The sequence below is a fragment of the Streptomyces sp. MMG1121 genome (assembly GCF_001280015.1).
In the GTDB taxonomy this organism is placed as follows: Bacteria; Actinomycetota; Actinomycetes; order Streptomycetales; family Streptomycetaceae; genus Streptomyces.
In genome coordinates this window covers 58153-83268 of record NZ_LGDV01000119.1, presented here as the reverse complement: position 1 = coordinate 83268, position 25116 = coordinate 58153, and the positions used below count along the sequence as shown (strand labels likewise).

Sequence of the window (25116 nt, the reverse complement as noted above, 5' to 3'; positions counted from 1 at the left end):
ACCACTCTACGGACGCACCGAGCCGAACGGGAGTCACTCACCCACGCGACGGCACCGGTGCGAGGCGGCCCTCACTGACCGAAGCTCGCCAGCTTGGCCCGCAGCTGGAGCACCGACTTGGTGTGGATCTGGCTGACCCGGCTCTCGGTGACGCCGAGCACATTGCCGATCTCGGCGAGCGTGAGTCCCTCGTAGTAGTACAGCGTGACCACGGTCTTCTCCCGCTCGGGCAGCGTGTTGATGGCCCGCGCGAGGAACCTTCGCAGCTCCCTGTCCTCGGCCACCTCCACGGGATTGTCCGCGGCGGTGTCCTCCAGCGTGTCCATGAGGCTGAGCCGGTCCCCGCCCTCGCCGCCGACGTGCAGCAGCTCCTCCAGGGCGACCACGTTGGCCAGCGACAACTGGCTGAACACGGCATGGAGTTCATCGACCTCCATGTCCAGTTCGGCGGCGACCTCACTCTCGTTCGGGGTGCGCCGCAGCCGCGCCTCCAGCGTGGCGTAGGCCCGCTCCACGTTTCGCGCCTTCTGCCGCACCGACCGCGGAATCCAGTCCAGCGCCCGCAGCTCGTCGATCATCGCGCCCCGGATCCGGGTGATCGCGTACGTCTCGAACTTGATCTCCCGGTCGATGTCGAACTTCTCGATCGCGTCGATCAGCCCGAAGACACCGGAGGAGACGAAGTCGGCCTGCTCCACGTTGGGCGGCAGCCCGACGCTCACCCGGCCCGCGACGTATTTCACGAGCGGCGAGTAGTGCAGGATCAGCTGCTCCCGCAGCCGGTCGTCTCCCGTCGCCTTGTACGACCGCCACAGCTCGTCGAGCGTCGAGGGAGCGGGCGGCCGCACGCTGCCACCGTCGCGGGCGGCTGGGGGGATCGCCGCCCGGTCGGACCCGGAGGTGTGCTGGGGCATTCGTCGCCTTGTGCCGTTCTGCCGTGAAGTGCTGTGAAGTGCCGTGAAGTGCGAAGGGATGGGGTTGGTGGGCGAATGGGCTGCCTGGGTGAGCTGTCGGTCTGGTGTCGAGTTGACGCGATCTGCGTCGGTGCCGCTGTGAGCGTAGCGTGACTGAGGTGTCGCGGTGTGCGAACAGTGAGGCTCCACCCCTGCGCGGGGTCCCCCGGTCGGCCTCACGGGCAGGTTCCGCGACGCGCTCCGCGGACCGGCCGGTGACGCCAACTCCGGGAAACGCCAAGGGCGTCGGGCATTCCCCCGGACGGCCGAACACGCCGGGTCAGCGGGGGCCGCGACCGGTGCGGACCGACATCACCGCCTGGCGTGTCAACTTCCAGCCGTCGCCGTGTCGTTCGACGTAACCAAGTGCCTGCAGTTCGTACAGTCTCGCGATCGCCTCGTCCCGGGTGGTCGGCGCGCCCAGCGCGATGTCCGCGGCCGTGGCCGGGCGATCGCCGGGCAGGGCGGCGAGCACGGCCCGTACGGCGGGTTCCAGCAGATCTCTCGGGAGTACGGGACCGCGCCGGACCGGTGTCAGCTCGCCCATGTCTCCGACGAGCTCGACCACCTCCGCGGCATCGGTGACCAGGGCGGCCTCGCCGCGGAGCAGTTCGTGCACGCCGGCGGAGAGCGCGCTGGTGACGGGGCCGGGCATGCCCATGGTGAACCGTCCGAGGCGCTGCGCGGCCCGCGCGGTGGACAGGGAGCCGCTGCGGTGGGCGGCCTCCACGACGACGGTGCCCCTGGTCAGCGCGGCGATCACCCGGTTGCGCAGGATGAACCGGCTCGGCGTCGGATGGTCGCCCGGCGGCAACTCGCCCACCACCAGTCCCTGTCCCGCGATCCTGTCGATCAGCGCGGCGTGACCGCGGGGGTAGGGCCGGTCGACGCCGCAGGCCAGGACGGCGACGGTGGCTCCACGGGCGGCGAGGGCGCCTCGGTGGGCGGCGCCGTCGACGCCGTACGCCCCGCCGGAGACCACCACCCAGCCGCGCTCGGCGAGGCCGGCGGCGAGGGTGGCCGCGACGTGGGCGCCGTATCCGGTGCAGGCGCGGGCGCCCACCACGGCGACGGACCGCAGCGCCCACACCCGCAGACTGGGCCGCCCGCGCACCCAGAGCCCGAGGGGCCGGGCATCCCCGAGATCATCGAGCTGCCCGGGCCACTCGGCGTCCCCGGGCCGCACGAACCGCACTCCGGCCCCCTCGGCCATCTCCAGATCCCGTTCCGGCTCGGCCTGCCGGGCCCGCGCGACAAGCCCGGTCCACCGCACCTCACTCACCCCCGGCAACGCCACGCCACCCCCTCGCAACCGCCGCACCACTTCTCTCACCCCGAACTCCCGCACCCACCGCCCACCGATGTCGTCCCCGGGCTCGATGACCCGGGTGAGGAAGACACGCCCGAGCAGTTCGCCCGCGGGGCCGTCGTCCGCGCTCATGTCAGCGCCCCGATGGCCATCGGCACCCCGCGCGGGACTCCGGTGCGCAGTTGCAGGGCCAGGGCGACGTCGGTCGCGTCCGGCCGGTCGTGCCCGACGAGGTCGGCGACCGTCCAGGCGACGCGCAGGACCCGGTCGATCCCGCGGGCAGTGAGCACGCCCCGTTCGAGGTTGCGCTCGGCCTCGTTCATCGCTGCGGGCGCGGCGTGGTAGCGGCTGCGCAGCTCCCGGCCGGGCACTTCGCTGTTGGTGCGCCACGGGGTCCCGGCGAGGCGGGCCGCCGTCCGCTGCCGGGCCTGCCGTACCCGCTCGGCGACGGTCGCCGTGGACTCGCCCCCGGCCCCGGGTTCGGTGAGCTGGGCCCGGGTGACCGGGTCGACCTCGACGCGCAGGTCCACCCGGTCCAGCAGCGGGCCGGAGAGCCGGGACTGGTAGCGGCGGATCACCGACGGCGGGCACTCGCACAGCGAGTCGCGCTGCGAGAATCGCCCGCACGGGCAGGGGTTGGCCGCCAGCAGCATCAGAAAGCGGGCCGGGAACCGGACCACGCCCGCGCTGCGCGCGATCACGACGTGCCCCGACTCCAGGGGCTGTCGTAGCGCGTCGAGGACCTGGCCGCGGAACTCGGGCGCCTCGTCCAGGAACAGCACACCCCGATGGGCGAGGGACACCGCGCCGGGACGTGCGATGCCGGGGCCGCCGCCGACGAGTGACTGCATGGTGGCCGAGTGGTGCGGGGCGCAGTAGGGGGAGACGTCGATGAGCGGCTTGCCCGGTGGCAGCAGACCGGCCACCGAGTGCACCGCCGTGACCTCTAGTGACTCCTCCCTGGTCAGCCTGGGCAGGACGGCGGGCAGCCGTTCGGCGAGCATGGTCTTGCCCGCGCCCGGCGGTCCTTCGAGGAAGAGGTGGTGTCCGCCGGCGGCGGCCACCTCCACGGCCGTGCGGGCCGAGGTCTGGCCCACGACGTCCGCCAGGTCGTGATCATGGTCGGGCTGAGCGGCGCCGAGGCTGTGCATGCCGGTGGAGGCGCCCGTGCCGGGCATCCGCAGGCCGGCCAGGAGCGGATCGGGGCGTCCCTGCCCGTGCGGTTCCTCCTCGGGGACGGGCTCGTCGGTGAGGACCGCGACGAGCTGGCGCAGGCTGCGGACGCCGAGCACGCAGACGCCGGGGACCAGCGAGGCCTCCGCGGCGGCGCACTCGGGTACGACCACCTGCTCGTAGCCTGCGTCGGCCGCCGCCAGCACGGCGGGCAGGATGCCCCGCACCGGCCGCACCCGGCCGTCCAGGCCCAGCTCTCCGATCATGACGATGTCGGCGAGGACGCGGGGATCGATCCGTTCGGCGGCGCCGAGCACCGCGCAGGCGACGGCCAGGTCGAAGCCGGATCCTGCTTTGGGCACCGACGCGGGGCTGAGGCCGACGGTCAGCTTCTTCTGCGGCCATTCGCCGCCCGAGTTCACCACCGCCGCCCGGACCCGGTCCCGGCTCTCCGTCAGGCTCTTGTCCGGCAGCCCCACCAGGGTGAAGGCGGCGACGCCGGGTTCCAGGTCGGCCTGGACCTCGACGACCACTCCCTCGACGCCGACCAGGGCCACCGAGCAGGTGCGGGCGAATCCCATTCAGGCCACCCCCCGAGCGTGCTCGACGGACGGGGCGCCCCGGTGGGGCAGCAGGACGCCGATGAGGTCGATGCGGACGCCGCCCGGCGGGGCTCCTCCGTGGGCCTGGATCCAGCGCTCGGCCAGCTCACGCAGGCGCGCCGCCTTCTCGGGGCGCACCGCGGCCATCGGATGTTCGTACCCGCCGCCCCTGCGGGTCTTCACCTCGCAGACGACGAGCGCGTCCCCGTCGCGCGCCACGATGTCGATCTCACCGGACCGTCCGCAGCGCCAGTTCCGCTCCAGGACGGTCATTCCGGCCTCGGCGAGCCGCCGGACGGCCAGGTCCTCGCCGTACTTGCCGAGTGCTTCTCGTGCGTTCATGCCGGCACCACCTCCGGCGCCAACGGTCACGCATCCACCGCCAAGATGTTGATCTTGGTGAGCTAGTCGGCGGTTGTGGAAAACTCCGTCACCCGATCGGGGACGATGCGACAGCGCGGCCGCCACCGCGGCCCATCAGCCGCCCGGAAGCTCCAGGTCGCTCTTGTTCAGCTCCTCGATGTTCACGTCCTTGAAGGTCAACACGCGTACCTGCTTGACGAAGCGAGCCGGCCGGTACATGTCCCAGACCCAGGCGTCGGCCATCGACACCTCGAAGAACACCTCGCCCTGGACCGAGTGCACCTGCATCTCGTAGTCGTTGGTGAGGTAGAAGCGGCGCTCGGTCTCGATCACGTATTTGAACAGACCGACGACGTCTCGGTACTCCCGGTAGAGCTTCAGCTCCATCTCGGTCTCGTACTTCTCGAGGTCCTCGGCGCTCATGGCATGTTCCCCTTCAGCCGTGCGATCCCACCATTGTGCGCCAGTCCCGGGCGCCCTCAGACGATTTCCGTCTCGAGGGTCACGGGCCTGGCCGGGGGACCTTCGTCGAGCAGCCGCTGGAGCAGCTCGGCGAGTCTGGTCGGATACACCGTCTCATGTGCCCGGGTCAGTTCCTGACACGTCCACCAGCGCGCTCCGGCGACACTGCGCCGCTCCAGGTCCGTCAGCGCGGCCGGCGCGGTGGCCGTCTGCGTCGTACGGGCCAGGTAGTACCACTCGTCCTGGTCCCAGCGGCGGCCCGCGAAGGGGAAGGAGCACCTGCGCCGCCACAGTACGGGGCCGAGTTCGACATCGGTGATGCCGGTCTCCTCGGCCAGCTCCCGCAGTGCGGCCTCCTCACGGGTCTCGGCGCCCTCCAGGCCGCCGCCGGGGGTGAACCACCAGTCGTCGGACGGGTCCTCCGGCTCGTGGCCGTGGAGGAGGAGGATGCGGTCCCGCGGGTCGAGGAGGACCACCCGGGCCACCTTGCGCAGGCCGCCCTCGTAGGAGTCCTCGCCCGTCCGCGTGGTCTCAGCGGGCACCGGCCGTCTCCGGGCGGGCGCTCCGCGCACGGGAGCGGCGGCCCATGCGCGTGGCGATCGGGCCGTAGGCACCGCCGACCAGGACCAGGACGGCGCCCGCGACGATCAGCACCTCGATGGTGCCCAGCGGACCGGGCTGGGACAGGGTGCCGAGGGCCTCGAAGCCGGTGGGGCGCTGGAGCATGCCCTTCCAGGGCCAGATGACGGCGTCCACGCGCGCGGAGACGGCATCGCGGGAGACCGTGCCCTTGGCCGCGTCGGTGAGGTGGGCCGTGGAGTCCAGGGAGCCCTGGCGTTCGTCGCCGAGCAGGAACAGACGGCCCGCGGGGACGGTCACCGTCGGGAAGTTCTGGACCTCGGCCAGGCTGCCCTTGGGCAGGTACGGCTCGTCTATCTGCTTGCCGTTGACGGTCAGCTTGCCGTCGGTGCAGCAGGAGACGGTGTCACCGCCGACGGCGACGACCCGCTTGACCACCTTGGAGTTGTCGACCCACGACTTGTCCTCGAAGACGACGACGTCACCGCGCCGGATGTCGCCGCCGTGGACACGCTGCGCCAGCACCCGGTCGCCGGCGTCGATGGTGGGGGTCATGGAGCTGGTCGGCACGGTGTACGGCCGGTAGGTCACCGCCGCCCAGGCGAAACCGCCGAGGAACAGCACCAGACCGAGGGCGACGGCCACTCCGGACAGTCGCTGTCCGAGCCGGCCGCCGCCGGCCTGTGCCGTGCCTGTCCCGCCGCTGCGCGGGGCCGTACGCGTCGTGCTCTCGCCACCCATGGACCCGCACCCTACCCGGCGGTACCCGGACCGGCCCACCCTCCCGTCCGACTCCGTCGGCCGCGAAGTGGCCCTGGGGCTCCGCCCCGGACGACTGGCAGGTCGTGCCGCTCCCGGCAGCGGTCGCGAGTCCCGCGCCTGCGGACCCGGACCCGGGCCCGGAGGGCCATGGCCAGGAAGCCAGGACTCCCTCCAGCAGGCCCCGGGGGAACCGGCCGCACCCGGCGGGCGGCCCAGCCTGACGTCTCACCGGACCCGCCGGACCCGGCCGCGAGCTTCGTCAGTGCCGTCCGGTCACCGGCTGCCCGCGGACGTCTTCCGCTCGACCTTGGACTCCAGGCGGTCCGTGCGCCGGTGCCGCCACACCACCACCGGCAGCACCGCCGCGATGGCCACGCCCTGCGGAGCCACCGTCAGGGACGCCGAGACGTTGGACTGGTCGCCCAGGCCGGGCTGGTCGAAGGTGTCCGGGATCGGCAGGGTGCCCCAACGGTTGATCGGCCAGGCCTTGACGATCGCGCGACCCACGACGTCGCTGACCGGGACCATGCCGTGGTGCTTGTCGGTCTGGTTGTAGCGCGAGTCGCGGGAGTTCTGGCGGTGGTCGCCCATCACCCAGATGTAGCCCTTGGGGACCTGCACCCTGAACTGGCCGCCCTGGTCGTCCACGCTGCACGGCGTGTTGCCGGGGTAGACGTACGGCTCGTTCAACGGGTGGCCGTTGACCAGCAGCGGGCCCGAGTTCTTGCACTCGATCGTGTCGCCGCCGACGCCGATCACCCGCTTGATGAGGTCCTTCTCCTCCGCGGACGGCATCAGGCCGATCCAGCTGAGGACCTTCTGCACCGGGTTCGGATTCGGCGCGGGCTCGCCCGCCAGCCAGTTGTCCGGGTCGTGGAAGACGACCACCTCGCCGCGCTCCGGCTCGGAGCCGAACCACGGGGTGAGTTTGTCGACCAGGACGCGGTCACCCTGCTGGAGGGTGTTCTGCATCGAGTCGGACGGAATCGAGAACGCCTGCACCAGGAAAGTCTTGATCAGCAGCGCCAGGACCAGCGCGATGCCGATGAGGATCGGCAGCTCCTTCCAGAAGGAGCGCGGTTTCCTCGGCGGGTGGGTGGCCTCGCCCCTGCCCGCGTCCCCGGTCCCGGGGCCCTGCTCGTCGTCCGGCGTGCCGTCGTCGCCCGTCGCCGGGTCATTCCCGGAGGTCATGGCGCCGTCCGGGCCGGGGACGTTCGCTTCCACGGGGTGCCCGCGGTGCTCCTCGCCGTCGTGTCCCGACCGTGCGCCAACCGCCACATCCCCCACGCCAACTCCTCACTCTGTGCCGCCGCCTGCCCCGAATAAGACGCAGGCCCACCACTCCCATAACGAGCGGGAGTTCCGCAGGGGTCGGGAGCTGGGTGATTCTGTTCGGATTCTCGGGGGCAACCCTATGCGACAGCCCGGCAGCGGCGGCCGTCCCCGACACGGAGTGGCCGACGCTTGCGAAGGTTTTAGGTTCCTGCAGGCGTGTCCAATGGCCGATCGGCCAGCCGATGACCATGGCCCGGCCGACGACGGACTTCTCGGAGACCGTGCCGCCGTACGGGGTGTCCTGGTGGGCGCGGGAGTCCGCGGAGTTGTCCCGGTGGTCGCCCATCACCCACAGCCGCCCCTTGGGGACGGTGATGTCGAAGGGGGCGGAGGACGGCGCGTTCCCCGGGTAGAGGTAGGAGCCCTCCGTGAGCGGTGTGCCGTTGACGGTGACCCGGCCCTGCGCGTCACAGCATTTGACGTGGTCACCGCCGACCCCGATGACCCGCTTGATCAGGTCCTTCTCGTTGTCGGAGGGCAGCAGGCCGATGAAGGTGAGGCCTTCCTTGACCTGCTTGACGATGACGGGGTCGTTCTTCTTGGTGGTCTGCTCGTCCGCGAGCCAGCCGCCCGGGTCGTGGAAGACGACGACGTCCCCGCGCTGCGGTGTGGAACCGAACCACGGGGTGAACTTGTCGACCAGGACGCGGTCGCCGATCCGGATCGTCTGCTCCATGGAGCCGGACGGGATCACGAAGGCCTGGACGAGGAAGGTCTTCAGGACCAGCGCTATGAGGACGGCGACGCCGACCAGAAGGGGGATCTCCCGGACGGCCGACCGCCTGCGCTTGCGCTTGACCTTGCGCTGGAGTTTGCGCCGCTCCGCGCGCGTGCGGCCGCCGCCGGGGGCGGAGGTGCGGCGCGCCCCGGTGGGCAGCAGATTGTCGGCGGGGCCGGCGGGCACCCCGCGCGGTTTGCCGCGGTTACCCATGCGCACCGGCCCCCGTCGGCTGCTGCGCCGCCGGCACGCGCGCGTAGGCGGAGGGCCGTGTCAGGTGCGTCCAGTGGTCGTACGGCCAGACGATCCAGTCGGCCCGGCCGATGACGTCGCCGACCGGGATCATGCCGCCGCCGGGCGAGCCGAGGTGGTCGCGGGAGTCGCTGGAGTCGCTGCGGTGGTCGCCGAGGACGAACAGGTGGCCCGCGGGCACGGCGACGTCGAAGGGCACGCCGGAGGCGCTGTCCCCGGGATAGAGGAAGGCCGACTCGTCGACCGCGCGGCCGTTCACCTCGATCCTGCCCTCCCTGTCGCAGCAGACCACGTGGTCTCCTCCTACCCCGACGACGCGTTTGACGTAGTCGGCGTCCCCGAAGTATCCGGTGCCGTCGAACACGATCACGTCGCCACGGCGCGGCTGGGCACCGAAACGGTACGCCAACTTATTTACGAGAACGCGGTCGCCGATCCTCAAGCCCTGTTCCATGGATCCGCTCGGAATCTGGAACGGTTGCACCACGAAAGCGTTGAGGAACAGCAAAAACGCCAGGCAGACGAAGAGGGTGAGGGTGATCCGGCCGCCCGGTACCCACTCGGCGATCCGCGACACCAACGCGAAACGCGACCGTCCCTCCGGCCCCGGGGAGTCCGGGTGGGAGGAGCGGTCGCGTTCCGTCGGCTGAGCTTCGGTGTCCATCGGGGCGAGATGCTATCCCGCCTCGCTATGGAATCCGGAGAGCGCTCAGTTGTCGCGCTTCTCCTTGATCTTCGCGGCCTTGCCGCGCAGGTCACGGAGGTAGTACAGCTTGGCGCGGCGCACGTCACCACGGGTGACCAGCTCGATCTTCTCGACGATCGGGGTGTGCACCGGGAAGGTGCGCTCGACGCCGACGGAGAACGAGACCTTGCGGACCGTGAAGGTCTCGCGGACACCGGAGCCCTGGCGACGGATCACAACGCCCTTGAACTGCTGCACACGGGAGCGGTTGCCCTCGATGACGCGGACGTGGACGTTGACGGTGTCACCCGGGCGGAAGGCCGGGATGTCGGTGCGCAGCGACGCGACGTCGACGGAGTCGAGCAGGTGAGACATTTCGTCTGCTTTCTTCGCTGATGCCACAGGTCATCAACGGAAACTAGGTGTACAAGAGGTGTGTCGTGCGGGTCGGAACGGGCGTCGTGTCCCCCTGTGGCAGGGGCGCACGCCGGACGGGCGCACAACAGCGCCCTATTCTTCCACGCCCCCGGCCCGCCGCCAAAATCGGCCGGACCGCTCACCCTCGGGATCCGGTTCCCAGCCCAGGATGGAGAGCATCTCGCGGTCCTTCTTGTCGAAGGCCTTGGGGTCGCAGTGCTCGATCAGGTCGGGCCGGTGGGCGGTCGTACGCGTCAGGGCCTCGTCGCGGCGCCAGCGGGCGATCTTGCCGTGGTGGCCGCTGAGCAGCACGTCGGGGATGTCCCGGCCGCGCCAGACGGGCGGCTTGGTGTAGACGGGGCCTTCCAGCAGGTTGGCCATGGCGCCGGGCGCGAAGGAGTCGTCGCGGTGGGACTCGGCGTTGCCGAGGACACCGGGCAGCAGCCGCGCCACGGCCTCCGTGATGACGAGTACGGCCGCCTCGCCGCCGGCGAGGACGTAGTCGCCGATGGAGACCTCGTAGACGGGCACGCGGGTCGCGTACTCGTCCGTGACCCGCCGGTCGATGCCCTCGTAGCGGGCCGGCGTGAAGATCAGCCAGGGGCGCTCGGAGAGTTCGACGGCCAACTCCTGGGTGAAGGGGCGGCCGCTGGGGGTGGGGACGATGATCGCGGGGGCCTGCGCGCCGCTCTCGTAGCCGTCGGCGAGGACCGTGTCCAGGGCGTCGCCCCAGGGGTCGGTCTTCATGACCATGCCGGGGCCGCCGCCGTAGGGGGTGTCGTCGACCGTGTTGTGCCGGTCGTACGTCCACTCGCGCAGGTCGTGCACCTGGACGTCGAGCTGCCCACGCGCGCGTGCCTTGCCGACGAGGGAGACGTTCAGGGGGTCCAGGTACTCGGGGAAGATCGTGACGACGTCGAGGCGCATCAGGACTCTTCCCGGGTCGAGTCGATCACCGCGCGGTCGTCGATCAGTCCGGGCGGCGGCGCGATGACGGCCTTCTGCTCCTCCAGGTCGATCTCGGTGACGATCTCCTCCACGAAGGGGATCATGACCTCGGTCCCGTCCGGGCGTTCCACGATGAACAGGTCCTGCGAGGGCAGGTGCGAGATCTCGGTGATCCGGCCGACCTCCACCCCGTCCTCGGTGACCACGTCGAGGTCCATGAGCTGGTGGTCGTAGTACTCGTCCTCGCCCTCGGGGAGTTCCTCGGGGTCGATGTCGGCGATCAGCACGGTGTTACGCAGGGCCTCGGCCGCGGTGCGGTCGGTGACGCCCTCGAAGCGCAGCAGGAGGCGGCCGCTGTGGACGCGGCCGGTGGCGATGGTGAGGGGCCCGGCGGTGGCCGGGTCGGTGGCCAGGACGGCCCCCGGGGCGAGCCGCAGCTCCGGCTCGTCGGTACGTACCTCGACGGTGACCTCGCCCTTGATGCCGTGGGCGCGGCCGATCCGTGCGACTACCAGCTGCACGAGTCCAATTCTCCTGTCATCTCCTGCCGCATACGACTGCGCATACGACTTCGGGCCGGGGACGGCCCAGTGGCCCTCCCCGGCCCGAGCCGGTTGCGATGAAGCGTCAGCGGACGTGGTCCACGTCGACGAGGTCGACGCGGACACCGCGACCGCCGATGGCGCCCACGACGGTGCGCAGGGCGCGCGCGGTACGGCCGTTGCGGCCGATCACCTTGCCGAGGTCGTCGGGGTGCACCCGGACCTCCAGCACGCGCCCGCGACGCAGGTTGCGCGAGGCGACCTGCACATCGTCAGGGTTGTCGACGATGCCCTTCACGAGGTGCTCAAGCGCCTCTTCGAGCATGCTGCTCAGGCCTCGGTCGACTCGGACTCGGCAGCGGCCTCGTCCTTCTTCTCAGCCTTCTTCTTCTGGGTGATCGCCTCACCCTTGCCCTCGTCGTCACCGCCGAGAGCCTCGAACGACGGACGCGCGGCCTTCGGGGCGGCGACGAGCAGCGGAGCCGGGGCGGGCTCGCCCTTGAACTTCTGCCAGTCGCCGGTCTTCTTCAGGATGGCGAGAACGGGCTCGGTCGGCTGCGCGCCGACACCCAGCCAGTACGCCACGCGCTCGGCGTCCACCTCGATGACCGACGGGTTGTAGGTCGGGTGGTACTTGCCGATCTCCTCGATGGCCCGGCCGTCACGGCGGGTACGGGAGTCGGCGATGACGATGCGGTAGTGAGGCGAACGGATCTTGCCCAGACGCTTCAGCTTGATCTTGACTGCCACGGGAGTGGATTCTCCTGGATTGACGTGGTTGGGCACGGCGAGCTGCCGCGTGGGGTTGCGGTACCCGAGTGCCCGACGGACGCGTCAGCCGGAGGAGAGAGGGGTCCTGTGCGGCTGTCGAGTACAGCTAGCCATTGTGCCACACCCCGCGGGTCGCTCTCGGTCGAGGGCACGTGAGCCGCGTCCGGGCATGCCGGTGCGGCACCCGGCGTGGAGGTGAGGTCACGTCGGGTGCGCTGCCCGGGGCTGTCCACATGGCCGCCTGCGACCCGGCACCCACGAGATGCCGGTTCTCGCGGTGCGCGTCACGCGGCTCCGGCGACCTCGGGGATTCTGAACGGCTTGCCGCAGCCGCCGCAGACGATCGGCGCCTGGGCCAGGACCGAGGGGACCACCCGGACATTGCGCCCGCAGTCGCAGACCGCCTTGACGCGGACGCCCCCACCGGAGGAGCCGTGCCGGGCGGCCGGGCCGCGGAAGGAGCGGGTGGTGTCGGTCGTGGTGGCCGCCGTGTGGGCCTTCAGCGCGCGCTGGAGCCGCTCGATGGTCGGGCGGTAGCGCCGCTTCGCCTCGGGGTTGAGCGTGACCAGTGAGAAGCCGCTGCTCGGGTGCGGCTCCTCGGGGTGGTCCAGGCCCAGCTCCTCGGCGATCGCCAGGAAGCGGCGGTTGTGGTACCGGCCGGCGCGGGAGGTGTCGCGGATCCCACGGGCTGCGGCGATGCCGTGGACTGCCTCATGGAGCAGTCGTTCGAAGGAGAGCTCGTGCCCACACGCGGAAGACGACTCTCCGATCAGGGACTCTGGCGCGGCAAGGTCCGGCAGCTCGGGGTGGTACCGCTGAATGTCGGCCCACGCCTGCGCCAGCTCTGCGGCGAGTACAGGTGGTGTCTGTGTCGTGCTCACGTAATGACAACGAGCGGGGGTGCCCCTGTGTTCCTATTCCGGGGCATCCCAAATAATTTGCACGTACCCGTCAGTTGCCACTGATGCGTCCTGACGAGGGCGGGTGCGCTGATCTGCGGAGAAGCCTCACAGCTCATACCAAGCTGGTGCGTAGTCCGCCGTACGACCCGGCGTGTAGTACCCGGTGGGGCGGGAACCGGCGGATGCGCAAGAGGCGTTTCGGCCGCTGTCGGTGCGAAGCCCCGGCTCGCCCGCGTCCGGAGACGGTCGCGACCCTACCGCGCACCGTCCGACCCCCTGGCACCGGCCCGTCTGCGGGAGCGGACACCGTACGGCCATCCAGATTGCCGGGATGTGAAATCTCGCCACAGACGCGATCGGACCCCAAGCGGGGCTCCACGACCCCTGGACGCCGTCGCGAGCCGGGAGTTACCTGACATACGTGGGAAGTGCGCGCGCACGGTACGGGGGCCATGCACCGGGCGCAGCGGCGAACTGTCGGCGGATTGGGGCGCTTACCTATGACACCTACGCTCGTGCGGCAGCACACGGCTCACGCGGATTCCGCACCCCGCGTGGACCTGTGCGCACGCGCGCGTGACTGGTCCGAGATCCAGGAGCGGATGCTGGTCCCGCTCTACGAAGCCGTCTACGAGCGGCTCGAAGTGGGCCCCGTCACCCGGCTCCTGGGCCTGCGCTGCGGATCCGGGCTCGCGCTGCTGATGGCCGTCTCCAGAGGGGCCGCGGTCACCGGCGTCGAGGCCCACTCCCCCGAACGCCTCGCCCTGGCCCGCGAACGCCTCCTGCCGCACGCCTCGCCGAGCGGGAGGGGGGGCAGGAAGGGGGGCGGGAGCGGCTTCGGCGGGCCCGGCACGAGCGGCCGTACGCGCGCGCGTGCCGGTGTGGAGCTCGTCGCCGGATCGCCCGCCGACGTGCCTGACGGGGGTGCCGCGGAGGCGGAGGCGTACAACCTGGTGACCCTCTTCGAGCCGGTCGGCTGTCTCTCGGGGGGCTCCGAGGGGCTCGGGGAGTCGCTGGCGCAGGCGTTGCCGAGGGCCCGGCGCGGGGCCGCCGTGGTGCTCGCCGGGTGGGGGCCGCCGGAGCGCTGTGCCACCTCCTCGGTGCTGCGGGTGGCGACGAAGCTGGCCGATCCGCTGTGCGGCACGGGCAGTTGGCGGCCCGCCGGGCGGGACGACCTGGAGGAGGTCGCGCAGCGGGCCGGGCTGAAGCCGGACGGCTCGGGGCGGGTCGCCTGCCCGTTCGGGTACGCCGACCTCGACAGTGCCGTACGGGGTCTGTTGTCGACGGGGCTGTTCGACGCGGCGATCGCGGCGACGGACGCCAAGCAGGTCGACAAGGAACTGACCGAGGCCCTGCATCCGTACCGGCGCCCGGACGGGACCGTGTGGATGCCGAACGTCTTCCGCTATCTGGTCGCCCGCGTGCCCTAGGAGTCGATGTCCTTGGTCAGGCGCGTGATCCCGGCGATCCGGTACGCGTCCGCCTCCTCCAGCGTCTCGTTCTGCAGCAGCGCCTGGGCGAGGGCGTCCAACTGGCCGCGGTGGTCGCGGAGTTTGCGGCACGCCTCCTCGTAGCACTCGTCCACGATCCGGCGCATCTCGGAGTCGATGACGTCCAGGGTCTGCGGGGCGGCGGCGAGTCCGTAGGCCTGCTGGGCGTCGTTCGGGAGCGCGGAGAGGCGGCCCACCTCCTCGCTCATGCCCCAGCGGGAGACCATCCCGCGCGCGATGTTGGTGACCTGTTCCAGGTCGCTCTCGGAACCGGTGGTGATCACGTCGTAGACGACGTGCTCGGCCGCCATGCCGCCGAGCGCGCCGATGATCCGGCCGCGCAGGTACTCCTCGGTGTACGCGTACTTGTCCGCGTCCGGCGTGGACAGGGTGACGCCGAGGGCCCGGCCGCGCGGCACGATGGTGATCTTGCGGACCGGGTCGGCGCCCGGCTGGAGCATGCCGAGCAGGGCGTGTCCGCTCTCGTGGTAGGCGGTGCGCCGGCGCTCCTCCTCGGGCATCACCAGCGGCCGTTCCGCGCCCAGCTGGACCTTCTCCAGCGCGTCGGACATGTCGGACTGGGTCACGCGCTCCTGCTTCCGCTTCACCGCCAGCAGGGCGGCCTCGTTGGCGAGGTTGGCGAGGTCCGCGCCGGTCATGCCCGGGGTCGTCCGGGCGACCTGGGCGAGGTCGACGTTGGCGGCGAGCGGGATGTCGCGGGTGTGGATCTCCAGGATGGCCTCGCGGCCGCCGCGGTCCGGGGGCGAGACCTGGACCACCCGGTCGAAACGGCCGGGACGGGTCAGGGCCGGGTCGAGGATGTCGGCGCGGTTGGTGGCCGCGATGACGATGACGCCCTCCGAGCCGGAGAAGCCGTCCATCTCGGTCAGGATCTGGTTCAGGGTCTGCTCGCGCTCGTCGTGCCCGCCCATCGAGGCGCCGCCGCCGCGGGCCCGCCCGATGGTGTCGATCTCGTCGATGAAGATGATCGACGGGGCGACCTTGCGGGCCTCCGCGAACAGCTCACGCACGCGCGAGGCGCCCACGCCCACGATCATCTCGATGAACTCGGACGCGGAGGCGGAGAAGAAGGGCACGCCCGCCTCGCCCGCCACCGCGCGCGCGAGCAGCGTCTTTCCGGTGCCGGGCGGGCCCGCGAGCAGCACACCGCGGGGCATCTTGGCACCCATCCGACGGTAGGCGTCGGGGTTCTTCAGGAAGTCGACGACGTCGTTCAGCTCGCCCTGGACCTCATCGATGCCGGCCACGTCGGCGAAGGTGGTGCGCTTCTCCCCCGGCACCAGCTCGACCGGTTTCGGCGGTGCTTTGCGGCCCAGCATGCCGCCCGCGCCGCCGAGGCCCGCGCTCATCCGCCGGGCGATGAAGATCCAGACCGCGATCAGAATCAGCATCGGCGCGAGCGAGATCAGCAGGTTGGACAGGAAGCTGCGGTGCTGGACGACCGGCTCGGCGGTGACCGTGACGTTGTGCTTGGTCAGGTTCGCCCAGAGGTCGTCGTGGGCGAAGGACGGCCGCTCGGTGTTGAACTTGGTGTAGTTCTTGCCGCCGTCGGGGTTCTTCTGCTCCTTCTTCAGCTGGCCCTGGATCGAGTCGCCCTTGGCGTAGATCTTGGCGACATTGCCGTCGTTCACCTGTTTGCTGAACTCGGTGTACGAAATCGTCGGCTCGTTCTCCTGGTCCAAGTAGGACAGCACCAGGTTGGCGATCAGGTACACGATCAGCGCCGTGATGACCAGCCGCCACCAGCCGCCGCGCATCCGGCGCCCGCCGGGCGGCTGCTGCGGCGGCTCGTCGGGGGCGCCCTCGGTACGCCAGGGCTGGTCGGGCGACTTGCGTGGCGGCGCGGGGTTGGTCATACCGGGACGGTACGACACCGTTCAGGCGGTGGCATGCGCAGAGGGCGCCCCTCCGTGGAAGGGCGCCCTCCGGGACGTACGACGGGCTCGGTCAGCCCATGAACTTCTTGAACTCGTCCGGCAGCTCGAAGTCCTGGCCGCCCTGCTGGGGCAGGCCGAAGGCGTTGCCGCCCGCAGCCGCGGTGTCGCGGCGCTGGGCCTCCTCCAGTTCCTGCTGCTTGCGCTTCATCGGGTTGCCGGAGCGCTGCTTGCCCTTGGCCTTCTTCGGCTGCTTCTTCGACCGGCCGGGACCGCCGCCCATGCCCGGGATCCCCGGCATGCCCGGCATCCCGCCGCCCTGCGCCATCCGGGACATCATCTTGCGGGCCTCGAAGAACCGCTCGACCAGGTTCTTCACCGCGCCGACCTCGACACCGGAACCCTTGGCGATACGGGCGCGGCGCGAGCCGTTGATGATCGTCGGTTCCTGGCGCTCGGCCGGGGTCATCGACTTGATGATCGCGGCGGTGCGGTCGACGTCCCGTTCGTCGATGTTCTGGATCTGGTCCTTGATCTGGCCCATGCCCGGAAGCATGCCGAGCAGCTTGGAGATGGAGCCCATCTTCCTGACCTGCTCCATCTGGGCCAGGAAGTCGTCCAGGGTGAAGTCCTGGCCCTTCTTGGACGCCAGCTTCGAGGCCATCTTGGCGGCCTCTTCCTGGCTGAAGGTCTTCTCCGCCTGCTCGATCAGGGTGAGCAGGTCACCCATGTCGAGGATGCGGGAGGCCATCCGGTCCGGGTGGAACGCGTCGAAGTCGTCCAGCTTCTCGCCGTTCGACGCGAACATGATCGGCTTGCCGGTGATCTGCCGGATGGACAGCGCGGCACCACCGCGGGCGTCGCCGTCGAGCTTCGAGAGGACCACGCCGTCGAAGCCGACGCCGTCGCGGAAGGCCTCGGCGGTGTTGACCGCGTCCTGACCGATCATCGCGTCGACGACGAAGAGGATCTCGTCGGGCTTGACCGCGTCCCTGATGTCCGCGGCCTGCTGCATCATCTCCTGGTCGATGCCGAGGCGGCCGGCGGTGTCCACGATCACGATGTCGTGGACCTTGGACTTCGCGAACTCGATGGAGTCCTCGGCGACCTTCACCGGGTTGCCGACGCCGTTGCCCGGCTCGGGGGCGTAGACGGCGACACCGGCGCGCTCGGCGACGACGCTGAGCTGGTTGACGGCGTTCGGACGCTGCAGGTCACAGGCGACGAGCAGCGGCGAGTGGCCCTGCTCCTTCAGCCAGCTGGCGAGCTTGCCCGCGAGGGTGGTCTTACCGGCGCCCTGGAGACCGGCCAGCATGATCACGGTGGGCGGCTGCTTGGCGAAGCGCAGGCGACGGGTCTCGCCACCGAGGATGGTGACCAGCTCGTCGTTGACGATCTTCAGGACCTGCTGGGCGGGGTTCAGCGCCTTGGAGACCTCGGAACCGAGTGCGCGCTCCTTGATGTTCTTGATGAACGTGCGCACGACGGGCAGGGCCACGTCCGCTTCGAGGAGCGCGATACGGATCTCGCGCGCCGTGGCGTCGATGTCCGCCTCGGAGAGCCGTCCCTTGCCGCGCAGGTTCTTGAAAGTCGCTGACAGGCGATCGGAGAGAGTGTCGAACACGGCGCTCGCGGTCCTCGGGGTCGGTGACGGTCTGGGAATCGCCCTCCAGGGTATCCCGGCGCCGAAGACACCGGGGCAGGGTCGTCCCCCGACTCATCCGCGCAACGTCTCCTCCAGCACCCGGGCCAGCGACGACGCGTCCTCCCCCGGCAGCTGAGCACCCGCGCCGGTGGTGACGTAGAAGGCGTCGACCGCGTTGGAGCCCAGCGTGCTCACGTGCATGCTGCGCACCCGTACCCCCGCCTTCTCCAGGGCCATGCCGATGCGGTGCAGCAGGCCCGGGGCGTCCTGGGCGCGGACCTCGATGACCGTGGCGTGGTGGGAGGCGGCGGGGGCCACCGTGACGCGGGGCGGCGGGGCGAGCCGGCCGCGGCGGCGTGGGTAGGCCGCGTCCCGTTCGGCGAGGCGCCCGGCGATGTCCAGGGAGCCGTCCAGGGCGCGGACGAGGTCGGCGCGCAGCCGGGCGGCCTGCGGCAGGGAGCCGTACTCGGCGGCGACCCGCCAGTTCAGCAGCAGGACCGCGCCGTCGTCCACGTCGTCCGGCAGGCGCAGCGCGCGCAGCTCGGCCGTGCGCACGGTCAGACGGTGCACGGCGAGGACACCGGCGACCGCGGGGAGCACGGCGGGCTGGTCCGGTACGGCGATGAGCAGCTCGACGCCGAGGGGTCCACCGGAGGTCTCGTCCTCGGTGGCCGGTTCCGTCTGGGCGCGCAGGGCGAGGACCGGGCCCCCGGTGCGGAACGCCTCGATGGCGAGGCGCTCCTGTTCGGCCGAGGGCGCGGCCGGCTCGGGCTCGTCCGGGGTGTCCCCGGCGAGCACGGCGGCGACCCGCCGGACCAGGTCGGCGACGAGGGAGCCGCGCCAGGACGACCAGGCGGCCGGTCCGGTGGCGAGGGCGTCGGCCTCCGTCAGCGCGTGCAGCAGCTCCAGGGTGCTCTGGGTGCCGACCGCCTCGGCGACCGAGCGGACCGTGGCCGGATCGTCCAGGTCGCGGCGCGTGGCCGTCTCGATCAGGAGCAGGTGATGGCGGACCAGGGTCGACAGCACCGCCACGTCCGCGCGGTCGAAGCCGATCCGCGCCGCCACGTCCTTGGCGATGATCTCGCCGGCCACCGAGTGGTCGCCGGGCCAGCCCTTGCCGATGTCGTGCAGCAGGGCGGCGACCAGGAGCAGGTCGGGTCGGCTGACGTGGCGGGTCAGCGCGGAGGCGCGGACGGCCGTCTCGATCAGGTGCCGGTCGACCGTCCAGATATGGACGGCATTGCGCTGTGGACGGCAGCGGACCCGCTCCCAGTCCGGCAGCAGGCGGCTGATCAGGCCCTCCGCCTCCAGCGCCTCCCAGACCTCGACGGTCGGGCGGCCGGAGCCGAGCAGCGTGACCAGTTGCTCCCGGGCCTCGGCGGGCCAGGGCGTGGGCAGGGGGCGCGCGATGGCGGCCATGCGCCGTACGGCGTGCAGGGAGAGCGGAAGGCCGGCCTGCGCCGCGGCGGCCGCCGCACGCAAGGGGAGCACGGGGTCGCGCTCGGGGCGCGCGGCACGGGCGAGCACCACCTCACCGTCCTGCTCCACCACTCCCTCGGCCAGCGGAGACCGCTCGGTGACCGGTGTGCCGCCGCCCAGCGCCCTCCCCTCGCCCGCCACCGCCCTCCTGAGGAAGTCGCTTCGCTCCCTCGCCAGTTTGCGCAGGCGCGGCCGTACGGCGCGCGACCGCAGTACGCGCCCCACCTCACGCCAGGTGACGTCACTGGCGTACGCGATCACACGCGCCGCTTCGTACACCTGCCGCAGCAGGGTGTCGGCGTCCAGCAGGCCCAGCTCGGCGGCCACCTGGTCCTGCTCCTGGAGCGCGAGCCGGTCGGTCGCCCGGCCGGTCGCCAGGTGCAGGGCGTCGCGTACGTCGAGCAGGCGCCGGCGCGCGTCGGCGAGGCCCTCGCGCGGGGCGTCGGCGAGCCAGGAAGCGGCGACGGCGCGCAGCGCGGTGGCGTCGCGCAGGCCGCCGCGCGCCTCCTTGAGGTCGGGTTCCAGCAGGTACTGCAGCTCGCCCTGCCGGTCGGCGCGTTCGGCGCACAGTTCCTGGAGTTCGGGCAGGCGTTTGGGCGCCTGGTTGCGCCAGTCGGCGAGGACGGCCGTACGCAGGCCGGCGGTGAGGCCGAGGTCGCCGGCGAGGTGGCGGGCGTCCAGGAGGCCGAGTTGGACCTTCAGATCCTCGCCCGCCGTCTTGCGGGCCTCCGCCGGGGTGCGCACGGAGTGGTCGAGGGCGAGGCCGAGGTCCCAGACGGGGTACCAGAGGCGGTCGGCGAGGGCGGCGACGGCGCCGGGGTCGGAGCCGTCGTGCAGCAGCACGAGGTCGAGGTCGCTGCGCGGGGACAGCTCGCCGCGGCCGTAACCGCCGACGGCGACCAGGGAGGCTCCCGTGAGCCCCGCGGCCGCCGCGGTGAACAGTCCGGCGAGCCAGTCGTCGGTCAGTTCCGCGAGGGCGGCACGGCGCGGCGGCCCGGACCGCGCCCCCTCGGTGAGGAGGCGCAGCCGGGCCGCCGCGTAGCCGCTGGGTCCCGAGTCCTCTGCTTCCGTGCCCACGTCCGTACCCGTCACCCAGTGACTCCTGTCTTGTTCGCTCTCGTGTCAGAGCGCGTCGGGGCCGCGCTCGCCGGTACGGACCCGTACGGCCGTGTCGACCGGCAGGGACCAGACCTTGCCGTCACCGATCTTGCCGGTGCGGGCCGCCTTGACGATGACCTCGATCAGCTGCTCGGCGTCGTCGTCCTCGGCCAGCACCTCGATGCGGATCTTGGGGACCAGGTCGACGGTGTACTCGGCGCCGCGGTAGACCTCGGTGTGGCCCCGCTGCCGGCCGTAGCCGCTGGCCTCGGTGACCGTCAGCCCGTGGACGCCGAAGGCCTGGAGGGCCTCCTTGATCTCGTCGAGCCGGTGGGGCTTGACGACGGCGGTGATGAGCTTCATGCGTCCACCTTCTTGGTCTGTGCGGCGGCCAGGGACGGGGCGTGGGCGGCGGATCCGATGACACCACCGCCGGTACCGCTGAAGTCGTAGGCGCTCTCGGCGTGTTCGGCCTGGTCGATGCCGGAGACCTCCTCGTCCTCGCTGACCCGCATGCCGATGGTCCGGTCGAGCAGGAAGGCGAGGACCGCGGAGACGACCAGGGAGTAGGCGAGGACCGCGCCGACTCCGGCGCACTGCTTCCACAGCTGGGTGAAGGAGTGGTCGCCGTAGAACACGCCGGTGGCGGTGGACTGGCCCTTGCCGGTGGCGAAGAAGCCGATGAGCAGGGAGCCGATGATGCCGCCGACCATGTGGACGCCGACGACGTCGAGGGAGTCGTCGAAGCCGAACCTGAACTTCAGCCCGACGGCCGCGGCGCAGGCGACACCGGCGATGGCGCCGACGGCGATCGCGCCGAGCGGGGAGACCGCACCGCCGGACGGGGTGATCGCGACCAGACCGGCGACCGCGCCGGAGGCGGCGCCGAGGGTGGTGAAGGCGCCGTGCCGGATCTTCTCGTAGGCGAGCCAGGCCAGCATGGCGGCAGCGGTCGCAACCTGCGTGTTGACGAACATCAGCGCGCCGACGCCGTCGTCGTTGCCGAGCCAGGAGCCCGCGTTGAAGCCGAACCAGCCGAACCACAGCAGACCGGCGCCGAGCATGACCAGCGGGAGGCTGTGCGGGCGCATCGGGTCCTTCTTGAAGCCGACGCGCTTGCCGATGACGAGGATGACGCCGAGGGCCGCCGCACCCGCGTTGATGTGGACCGCCGTACCGCCCGCGAAGTCGATCACGCCCAGCTTGAAGGCCCAGCCGTCCGCGCCCCAGACCCAGTGGGCGACCGGGACGTAGACGATCGTGACCCACAGGGCGACGAAGAGCGCCCAGGCCGAGAACTTCACACGGTCGGCGAGGGCGCCGCTTATCAGGGCCGGGGTGATGATGGCGAACATCATCTGGAAGACCATGAAGACGAAGATCGGGATGGTGTAGCCGGGCCAGAGCTGTGTCAGGCCGATGTGGCTGAGCCCGAACCAGTCGGAGTTCCAGCCGATGAGGCCGTTGTGCTCGCCGAAGGCGAGGGAGAAGCCGTAGAGCACCCACAGGATGGTGACGATGCCCATGCTGATGAAGCTCATCATCAGCATGTTCAGGGTGCTCTTGACGCGGACCATGCCTCCGTAGAAGAAGGCGAGACCCGGGGTCATGATCAGCACCAGGGCGGAGCAGATGAGCATGAAGCCTGTGTTCGCGGCAGACAGCTTGGGTGCCTCCGCGGCAAGCGTGACGGCTGGGGCCATCGGCGTCTCCTCGTCGGTTGGTACGGCCCCGTGCGGGCGGTGCCTGAGCGGTCCGGTCGGGTGAAGGGTGGGCCGGTTATGCGCCATGAGATTGGCGCAGTGCGGTTTCGGCGGGAGCCCCTCGTTGTTTCGCCGGGGTGACGAAGGCGCCTTGCGTGTTACGCGTCCATGAACTGCCGGATCTCCGGCACGGCGATCGTTATCGTGACGCAACCGGCCGGGGAGGAGTCCTCGACGGAGACGGGCCGGCCGCGGCGGGCCTCTCGATGACCTGGCGTGGGGGAGCCGAGTCGGGCAGTTCGGGAGGCCCGGCCGCGGCCGGGGCTTGCGGTGCCGGGGTCGTCAGACGGCCTCGGCGGTCTCCGGGAGGTCTACGGCGAGCTGGTCGGTGAGGTCGACGACCGCGGCGAGGTCGCCGTAGTCCCGCACGGCCGTGTCGACCGTCTTTCGGATACGAGTGTTGACCCGCTCGGAGCGGACCTTCTTGGCGATCTCCATGGCCTGGGAGGCATAGGCCGTGCCCTGCTCGGGCTCGCGCCGGAGCAGGTGCACGGTGGCCTTGCCGATCAGGTTGAGCGCGTACGACCGCTGGTGCTCCGGGTCCTTGGCGAACAGCTCCACCGCACGCTGCATGAGCGGCTCGGCGAGGGAGGCGTAGGTGGGGCTGCGGCCGGCGACGTAGGCGAGGTCGCGGTAGGAGTGGGAGTTCTCGCCGTACAGCTCGGCCTCGGAGAAGAAGCGGATCCAGTCGGGGTCCGGCTCGTCCCACTCGTCGGCCTCGGCGAAGGTGTCCTCGGCCATACGGACCGCGCGCTTGGTCTTGCCCGGCTGGCCCATGTTGGCGTACGCGCGGGCCTCCATCGCATACAGCATGGACTGGGTGCGCGGGCTCGCGCAGTCGCGGCTGCCGTACTGGGCGAGGTGGATCAGTTCCAGGGCGTCGTCGGGCCGGCCGAGGTGGATCATCTGGCGGCTCATGCTGGACAGGACGTACGAGCCGAGCGGCTTGTCGCCGGCCTCCTTGGCCGCGTGCAGGGCGAGGACGAAGTACTTCTGCGCGGTCGGCTGGAGGCCGACGTCGTACGACATCCAGCCCGCCAGCTCCGCCAGTTCGGCGGCGACCTTGAAGAGGATGCGGGTGGTGGCCTCGGGCTGGGGCTCCTGGAGCAGGTCGGTCACCTCGTGCAGCTGCCCGACGACCGCCTTGCGGCGCAGACCGCCGCCGCACTGGGCGTCCCACTCGCGGAACATCCGGGTGGTGGACTCCAGCAGGTCCAGCTCGGGCTTGGACAGCCGGCCGGGGCGGCGCGGGTCGAGGACGGGCTCGGGCACGGCCGGGAGCGGGGAGGCGGGGCTGGGCACGAGCCAGCGCTGCATGGGCTCGATGAGGGACGGGCCGGCGGACAGCACCAGGGAGGTGCCGAGGAAGCCGCGCCGGGCGAGCATCAGGTCGCTGCGCGAGAACTCGCTGAGCAGCGCGACCGTCTGCGGGCCGGTCCAGGGCAGGTCGACGCCGGACGCGGAGGGTGTCTGTCGGGCGGCGCGCAGGCCGAGGTCCTCGATGGAGACCACGCAGCCGAAGCGCTCGGAGAACAGCTCCGAGAGGATGCGCGGGATCGGCTCGCGCGGATTCTCCCCGTCCAGCCAGCGCCGTACGCGCGAGGTGTCGGTGGAAATGTGGTTGGCACCCAACTGACGGGCCCGGCGGTTCACTTGGCGGGCCAGCTCGCCCTTGGACCAGCCGCTGCGCACGAACCACGAGCCGAGCAGCTCGTTGGGGCGCTTGTCAGCGTTCGTCCCGCTACCGCCGTTGCCGCTCACTGGAACGCCCCCATTCCTGAGACCACTTGTCGCCGTTGCGATCCTCGGCCGCCCCCGCAGGGCGACCGCCACGCGCCAGCCCTATCAGAATGCCGGTAAATACGGCCTCCCGTCCGCCGGTTGCCACCCTTCGAACGGGTTCCCGACTCGCCTCCGGCATACCCATGGATGCATATGCCCCCAGGACTCGCACACTCACAGTAATCCTACGATCACCGGTCCGGCCATGGCGATCCGGGAAACGCCACCATTCGCCACCCCTTCGAATGAACTCACGGTCCCCGGTACGCGATTCACTTGACATAGGACGACTGGAAGTGGGCGGAGTGATGCGCTCGAGGGCGCATGAACCCCGGCGCACCACCCGACACACCTCCGGGCGCCGCCTTGACCTCGCGCTTGACGCCGGGCCGGCGTGGGAAGGCGGAGCCGTAGCACTACGTTCCGCTTTCGTTTCGTTCCGTGTCGTAACCACCGGCGCGCAGGACCCGTTGGAGGGGGCATGGGCTTCACGATCGGCGGCATCCGCGAGATCCGCGCCGGCGCGCGTCGGCGCGGCCGTTCTTCGGAGTGCACCGCCGTCGCCGAGTTCACCGGATTGTGGGGCTGGGACGTGGTGCCGGGCGCGCGGGCCGCGGCGGGCGCCTGTTCGTGCGGGCGCGCCGACTGCCCGGCGCCGGGGGCCCATCCGCTCGACTTCGCGCCCCAGGTGCCGGCCGGGGCCACGCTGGACGAGGTGGGCAAGGCCTGGTCGGAGGTCCCGGGCGCCGCGGTGATGCTCCCGGTGGGCCAGGCGTTCGACGTCGTCGAGGTATCCGAGGCGGCCGGCCGGCGCGCTCTGGTCCGGCTGGAGCGCATGGGCCTGCCGCTCGGCCCGGTGACCGCGACGCCGGACGGCCGGGCCCACTTCTTCGTCGCGCCCGGCGCCGCCGCCGACCTGCCCCGGCTGCTGTACCGCATGGGCTGGGACGACTCCTCCGCCCTGGACCTGCTCGGCCTCGGTCCCGGTACGTACATCACGGCTCCGCCCTCCGACCGGGGCGGCCTCGGCCCGGTGCGCTGGCTGCGCCCGCCGGCGCTGGACTCGGCGACGGCACCTCCGGCCGCGCGGCTGCTGCTGGGGACGCTGGCGTATGTGGCACACCGGTCGCGGGCCAGGGCGTAGTCCCGCCGGACAGCACCCGCAAAGAGCGGGGAGCCAGCCGGGAGAGA

The 25116-nt window shown here is 71.3% G+C and carries 24 protein-coding genes; 2 read left to right on the top strand and 22 right to left on the bottom strand.

Annotated elements, in window-relative coordinates; genetic code table 11:
* Window positions 1-71: 71 nt before the first annotated feature.
* From whiG to ADK64_RS13080, 16 genes are all read right to left on the bottom strand, one after another.
* On the bottom strand, window positions 72-914 hold the full coding sequence (whiG, locus tag ADK64_RS13155) for an RNA polymerase sigma factor WhiG (RefSeq protein WP_053658392.1): 843 nt from the start codon (window positions 912-914) through the stop codon (window positions 72-74).
* A gap of 319 nt (window positions 915-1233) precedes the next feature.
* Complete coding sequence (gene dprA, locus ADK64_RS13150; RefSeq protein WP_053658390.1) at window positions 1234-2394, bottom strand: DNA-processing protein DprA; 1161 nt, start codon at window positions 2392-2394, stop codon at window positions 1234-1236.
* On the bottom strand, window positions 2391-4016 hold the full coding sequence (locus ADK64_RS13145; RefSeq protein ID WP_053658388.1) for a YifB family Mg chelatase-like AAA ATPase: 1626 nt from the start codon (window positions 4014-4016) through the stop codon (window positions 2391-2393). Before ADK64_RS13145 ends, dprA begins: the two co-directional genes overlap by 4 nt.
* Window positions 4017-4409: a YraN family protein gene (locus ADK64_RS13140; RefSeq protein WP_107092978.1), complete on the bottom strand. Its 393-nt coding sequence runs from the start codon at window positions 4407-4409 to the stop codon at window positions 4017-4019.
* Between the two features lie 105 nt (window positions 4410-4514).
* On the bottom strand, window positions 4515-4823 hold the full coding sequence (locus tag ADK64_RS13135; protein WP_003965949.1) for a DUF2469 domain-containing protein: 309 nt from the start codon (window positions 4821-4823) through the stop codon (window positions 4515-4517).
* Window positions 4824-4879: 56 nt separating this feature from the next.
* Window positions 4880-5404, bottom strand: coding sequence for an NUDIX hydrolase (locus ADK64_RS13130; protein WP_053658384.1), 525 nt, complete (start codon window positions 5402-5404; stop codon window positions 4880-4882).
* Window positions 5394-6182 carry a signal peptidase I gene (lepB, locus tag ADK64_RS13125; protein ID WP_053658382.1) on the bottom strand — a complete coding sequence of 263 codons (789 nt, stop codon included), beginning with the start codon at window positions 6180-6182 and terminating at the stop codon, window positions 5394-5396. The genes ADK64_RS13130 and lepB (ADK64_RS13125) overlap by 11 nt, the downstream gene beginning before the upstream one ends.
* A gap of 294 nt (window positions 6183-6476) precedes the next feature.
* Entirely contained in the window at window positions 6477-7490 is a 1014-nt protein-coding gene (gene lepB, locus ADK64_RS13120; RefSeq protein ID WP_199829594.1) for a signal peptidase I, read from the bottom strand.
* On the bottom strand, window positions 7378-8469 hold the full coding sequence (gene lepB, locus ADK64_RS13115) for a signal peptidase I (RefSeq protein ID WP_053658380.1): 1092 nt from the start codon (window positions 8467-8469) through the stop codon (window positions 7378-7380). Before lepB (ADK64_RS13115) ends, lepB (ADK64_RS13120) begins: the two co-directional genes overlap by 113 nt.
* Window positions 8462-9172, bottom strand: coding sequence for a signal peptidase I (gene lepB / locus ADK64_RS13110; RefSeq protein WP_053658378.1), 711 nt, complete (start codon window positions 9170-9172; stop codon window positions 8462-8464). Before lepB (ADK64_RS13110) ends, lepB (ADK64_RS13115) begins: the two co-directional genes overlap by 8 nt.
* A 45-nt stretch (window positions 9173-9217) precedes the next feature.
* Window positions 9218-9568 (bottom strand): 50S ribosomal protein L19, encoded by a 351-nt coding sequence (gene rplS, locus ADK64_RS13105; RefSeq protein ID WP_053658376.1) that lies wholly within the window; start codon window positions 9566-9568, stop codon window positions 9218-9220.
* A gap of 135 nt (window positions 9569-9703) precedes the next feature.
* Complete coding sequence (gene trmD, locus ADK64_RS13100; protein ID WP_053658374.1) at window positions 9704-10537, bottom strand: tRNA (guanosine(37)-N1)-methyltransferase TrmD; 834 nt, start codon at window positions 10535-10537, stop codon at window positions 9704-9706.
* Complete coding sequence (gene rimM, locus ADK64_RS13095) at window positions 10537-11079, bottom strand: ribosome maturation factor RimM (RefSeq protein WP_053658373.1); 543 nt, start codon at window positions 11077-11079, stop codon at window positions 10537-10539. Before rimM ends, trmD begins: the two co-directional genes overlap by 1 nt.
* Window positions 11080-11185: 106 nt before the next feature.
* Complete coding sequence (locus tag ADK64_RS13090; protein WP_003973401.1) at window positions 11186-11425, bottom strand: RNA-binding protein; 240 nt, start codon at window positions 11423-11425, stop codon at window positions 11186-11188.
* A 5-nt stretch (window positions 11426-11430) separates the two neighbouring features.
* Window positions 11431-11850, bottom strand: a complete 420-nt coding sequence (rpsP, locus tag ADK64_RS13085) for a 30S ribosomal protein S16 (RefSeq protein ID WP_053658371.1) — start codon at window positions 11848-11850, stop codon at window positions 11431-11433.
* A gap of 305 nt (window positions 11851-12155) precedes the next feature.
* Complete coding sequence (locus ADK64_RS13080; RefSeq protein ID WP_053658368.1) at window positions 12156-12752, bottom strand: hypothetical protein; 597 nt, start codon at window positions 12750-12752, stop codon at window positions 12156-12158.
* A gap of 521 nt (window positions 12753-13273) precedes the next feature.
* Between ADK64_RS13080 and ADK64_RS13075 the strand changes: the two genes are divergently transcribed.
* Window positions 13274-14203, top strand: a complete 930-nt coding sequence (locus ADK64_RS13075; protein ID WP_107092977.1) for an SAM-dependent methyltransferase — start codon at window positions 13274-13276, stop codon at window positions 14201-14203.
* Here the strand turns inward: ADK64_RS13075 and ftsH are convergent.
* From ftsH to ADK64_RS13045, 6 genes are all read right to left on the bottom strand, one after another.
* Entirely contained in the window at window positions 14200-16140 is a 1941-nt protein-coding gene (gene ftsH / locus ADK64_RS13070; RefSeq protein WP_053658365.1) for an ATP-dependent zinc metalloprotease FtsH, read from the bottom strand. The two genes, ADK64_RS13075 and ftsH, sit on opposite strands and share 4 nt — an antisense overlap.
* Before the next feature lie 91 nt (window positions 16141-16231).
* A complete protein-coding gene (gene ffh, locus ADK64_RS13065) occupies window positions 16232-17782 on the bottom strand; it encodes a signal recognition particle protein (RefSeq protein WP_053658363.1) in 1551 nt (516 codons plus the stop codon).
* A gap of 93 nt (window positions 17783-17875) precedes the next feature.
* The gene (locus tag ADK64_RS13060; RefSeq protein WP_053658360.1) at window positions 17876-20374 is read right to left on the bottom strand and encodes a [protein-PII] uridylyltransferase; all 2499 of its coding nucleotides are present in this window, start codon (window positions 20372-20374) and stop codon (window positions 17876-17878) included.
* A gap of 30 nt (window positions 20375-20404) precedes the next feature.
* A complete protein-coding gene (locus ADK64_RS13055) occupies window positions 20405-20743 on the bottom strand; it encodes a P-II family nitrogen regulator (protein ID WP_043504401.1) in 339 nt (112 codons plus the stop codon).
* A complete protein-coding gene (locus ADK64_RS13050; protein ID WP_053658358.1) occupies window positions 20740-22083 on the bottom strand; it encodes an ammonium transporter in 1344 nt (447 codons plus the stop codon). The genes ADK64_RS13055 and ADK64_RS13050 overlap by 4 nt, the downstream gene beginning before the upstream one ends.
* A 342-nt stretch (window positions 22084-22425) precedes the next feature.
* On the bottom strand, window positions 22426-23904 hold the full coding sequence (locus ADK64_RS13045; RefSeq protein WP_053658356.1) for a hypothetical protein: 1479 nt from the start codon (window positions 23902-23904) through the stop codon (window positions 22426-22428).
* A gap of 502 nt (window positions 23905-24406) precedes the next feature.
* Here ADK64_RS13045 and ADK64_RS13040 point away from each other — a divergent pair.
* A complete protein-coding gene (locus ADK64_RS13040) occupies window positions 24407-25069 on the top strand; it encodes a bifunctional DNA primase/polymerase (protein WP_053658354.1) in 663 nt (220 codons plus the stop codon).
* The last annotated feature ends 47 nt before the right edge of the window (window positions 25070-25116 follow it).